Source organism: Oleiphilus sp. HI0086 (assembly GCF_001635225.1).
Genome location: NZ_LWFZ01000937.1, coordinates 1 through 3,714, shown reverse-complemented (window position 1 = coordinate 3,714; position 3,714 = coordinate 1). Strand labels below are relative to the sequence as shown.

Here is a 3,714-nt window from a genome sequence, read left to right as displayed (position 1 = left end):
GCAGTCTGTTCGCGTTATCATCATTCCTGACATGGCTATGGATACGCCTCACTATGAGTTACGTAGACTTCGTGAAGACGAAACCAGTGATGATCAAGCTAGTTACAAAATAGAAACAACACAGCCAGAGGAACAAGCAGTTCCAACAGCCGCAGCAAAAGAAGTCGTGCGCGAAGAAGCTGCGGTTAAATCTATTTCACATGCTAGCCCTGCACCTCAAGTTTCAGCGCCTGCAACTGAAGCTGCACCTCAAAAGCAAGCTGAGCAAAGCGAAGAAACTGGCCTAATGAAGCGTTTGAAATCCAAGCTATCGGCAATGTTCAGCGCAGAAGAGAAAGCCTCCTCTGTTGCTAATGAAGCACCTGCTAGAAAGCAGCAGCGCAGCACTCAAGGCAACCGCAGTAACCAGAAGAATAGAAACAAGCAACGAGACTCTCAGTCTGGCGATAACGCTTCAGGCAACAACCGCAACCGTAATAAGTCTGGCCAAAATCGAAATCAACGCGATGAAAATCGCAGAGATGATCGCGGCAACCAACGTAACCGACGCAATCAAAACAATGACTCGCGTCGTAGCAATGATAATCGCGGCAACAGATCAAATTCTGAGAACACTCGCGACCAGAAGCAAAACGATTCACGCACTCAGAACAAAGAAGGTTCGCAGCGCAGAAATCGTAGCGGTAACCGTCCTGCCAAGAAATATGAGGATAAACAACGCCCTGAAGAAGCGCCCGTGGTAAACAATACCTTAGCAAAAGCGGACGACAGTGTAGAAGCCAATACCACAAAGCCTGAAGCTAAAAGCAGCGAAAATAAATCCACTACTCGCTCTTCTAACCGTAGACGTTCAGAAAACCGTGGCGAGCGCCGTAGCAAAGCTCCTACGAAGAATGCTGAAACTGACACCAAGGGTGCAGTTAGCACAGTAAGCGAAAGCCTTAAGGAAACCGCTAAGCCTGTCGCTACAACTGAGCCTAAAGCAGAAGTCTCAAAACCTAAGGTAGAAGAGAAGAGTTCATTGCCTCAAGCGAGTAGCAACGCTAGCCCTGCACCTGCTGCAACTGAAAGCAAGGAAGATAAAAGCTCTGATAAAGCTGAAGTTGCCGAAACTAAAGCTGTAGATTCGCCTAAAGCAGTAAAAGAGAGCAAAGCAGAAACAAGTGATGAAACTGCAACTGAAGTAACTACATCAGATGCCAGCTCTAGTGATAGCGAAGAGAAAACTTCGACTCGCCGACCTCGTAGCCGTAACCCTCGTAGAAATCGAGGCAATAAAGCGACAAACAGCAAGTCGGATGCCTCTCCAACGAAGACGCAAGCTGTTGCTGATAAGGAAAGCGCGACAAAAGAAATAACTGGCAATACAAGCCCTAAAGCCGAAGCGAAGCCGGCTGATGAGCATAAAGTCGAAGTTAAAAAGCCAGCTCGCCGTCGTAGACCTAACCGCTCTAACCGGGTTCACAATGACCCAAGAGCGCAATCAGCTGAAACTGAAAGCGCGGCGGCTCCTAAGTCACCAGAGCTGTCAGCTGTTAAGGTTGAGGTGAGCCCCGCTGAATCAACAGCAAAAGCTGAAGACAGTAAAGCAACTCAGACTACAGATACTGAATAGCATTTCCGCTAATTAAGTTCTGAAAGACCTCAGAGCCGGTATGAGCAATTAGTTCTTACCGGCTTTTTTATGCTTACCAGGTACTGCAGATACTAATCTGTGGAAAATCAGTTTATACTCTCGTTTTTTATACCACCCCGCTCCCAACCAGCGCCCATACACACATGAACGCATTGGTTGCACTGTCATACGGTTTTAGCAAATGTCACTAAGCGAACAACAAATTGAACAGCTCGAAGATATTCTTTTTGCCGAGCATCTAAATGAAGAGGCTTTGGATTATTTTGGCTTTCACGGCCTTGTATGCGCCAGTGTTATCGGGCCGGTAGACTTTGACACTAACACTCTTATCTCTGTGCTATTTGGCAATGATGATATCGAGCTTAGTGAATCTGAAATCGCCACTATTGAAAGCTGTATCGAAGAGATCAAGTCGACATTGCTTGAAGAGATTAATGAAGACCGCGATATACTCTTACCCTACAGCGATGAAACTGATGACGACAGCGAAACTCACTACGATGCCTGTCTTGAAAGCTGGTGCACAGGCTTTATGGAAGGTTTCTTCTACAAAGAAAAGGCATGGTTCTGCAAAGGTGAAGATGTTACCGCCGAATTGCTACTTCCTATCATGGCCCTTTCAGGCCTATTTGATAGTGATGAGTTTCAAGAAATACGTCGAAACGAAAAGCTTTTATCCCAATTCGAAGAAATTATGCCGGAGCAATTGGTGGATATCTTTCTTTTCTATCATTCGGATTAAGTGCCAAGGTCGCCTCGACACAGCGGCCTTCATCACTATATTCAACCGTTTCACACAGAGATCGGACCAGCGCAATTCCGCGCCCCCATGGTTTAGTATTCATTGCCAGGTCTTCGTTCTGTGAAGCAAAATCAAAGCCTTTCCCGGTATCTCTGAGACTTATTTTCAACTCACTACCGGAACGCTCGTAATCAAAGCTCACACTAATGCTAATGCGGCCCGCATCCAAGGCGTCCATCCGTTCCTGACGCTGCTGATAGTACTTTGTAAATCCGTCATGACTGCCTTTTATAGTAGAGTCTAAGGCTAATAAACCATGCTCCAGCGAGTTGAAGTAAAGCTCAGACAAAATAGTCCTGATCATATCGGCTCGACGGTACAAAAACAGATCTGCTGGCAACACTTTAATGACCTGCACAATGGGGTCAGGCTGAGAGTGTATTCTCTCTGCATCAAGATCGACATTAACTGACCAAGGCAAATTCGTCTTTGGTTCAAGATCTATTACACTAGAATTATCAATTGGGCCTGCGGTGATTTCAACCAAAGAGATATCGTCCTGCTGCGCAGAACCTTGGCTGAAGCTATGATAGTCATCCAGTAGGCCGTCAAACACACGCTCTTGCCCGCCCTCTTTCACTCGGCGGTCAAGTGAGTCCATCACTCGTTCTTCACCAAACATTTCATCACTGTCTGTAGGGCTTCCTTCAAGAATTCCGTCAGTGAACATAAACAACTTATCACCATAACGTAATTCGTGTAGTTCTATCTCACTATTGAAGCGCTCTGCCGGCACGATACCGAGCGGCATATGTCTCGACTTTACGACACTTACAAGCCCCTCCCCAGGTCTTGTAATATACGCATCTGGCAACCCCCCTGCCCATACTAATGCTTTATCTCCCGATTCTGGCACATGTATTAGTGTCGCGGCGCAAAACATGTACTCAGGCAAAAAGGACTTTAAGGACTTATTCATCGAAGACGCAATTTCCATAATCGGCATACTTTTTTCACACATGGAGAAAAATGCTTGCGAGACAGGAATCGTACCAATTGCTGCAGCTAAACCATGACCAGTAAAGTCACCGAGAAAAGCATATAAACCACCACTTGGATTTTCGGCCAAAAGAAAGATATCGCCATTAAAGGTCGACATTGAAGAAAGATAGCTTTTAACATTTTTACAGTTCTGCAAGCTCCTCTTGAGCGTATGATTTAATACATGACGCCCCATCTCATGTTCTTGCGTTAATGTCGCGTGTAGACGGGTTAGCTCACTGTTTTTCGCATGAACTTGCTGGGTAAGCTCCTGAGTTCTCGCATGAGCCTTAAT

At 45.9% G+C, this 3,714-nt stretch carries 3 protein-coding genes; 2 read left to right on the top strand and 1 reads right to left on the bottom strand.

Going from position 1 to position 3,714, the window contains the following annotated elements; genetic code table 11:
* Together A3756_RS27825 and A3756_RS16870 are read left to right on the top strand one after the other, a co-directional pair.
* Positions 1 to 1,615: hypothetical protein (locus A3756_RS27825; protein ID WP_197481357.1), on the top strand; the 1,615-nt coding region annotated here is incomplete at its 5' end.
* A gap of 202 nt (positions 1,616 to 1,817) precedes the next feature.
* The gene (locus A3756_RS16870; RefSeq protein WP_068507962.1) at positions 1,818 to 2,378 is read left to right on the top strand and encodes a YecA family protein; all 561 of its coding nucleotides are present in this window, start codon (positions 1,818 to 1,820) and stop codon (positions 2,376 to 2,378) included.
* Here the strand turns inward: A3756_RS16870 and A3756_RS16865 are convergent.
* On the bottom strand, positions 2,329 to 3,714 hold a 1,386-nt coding region (locus A3756_RS16865; protein ID WP_068554027.1), incomplete at its 5' end, for an ATP-binding SpoIIE family protein phosphatase. The two genes, A3756_RS16870 and A3756_RS16865, sit on opposite strands and share 50 nt — an antisense overlap.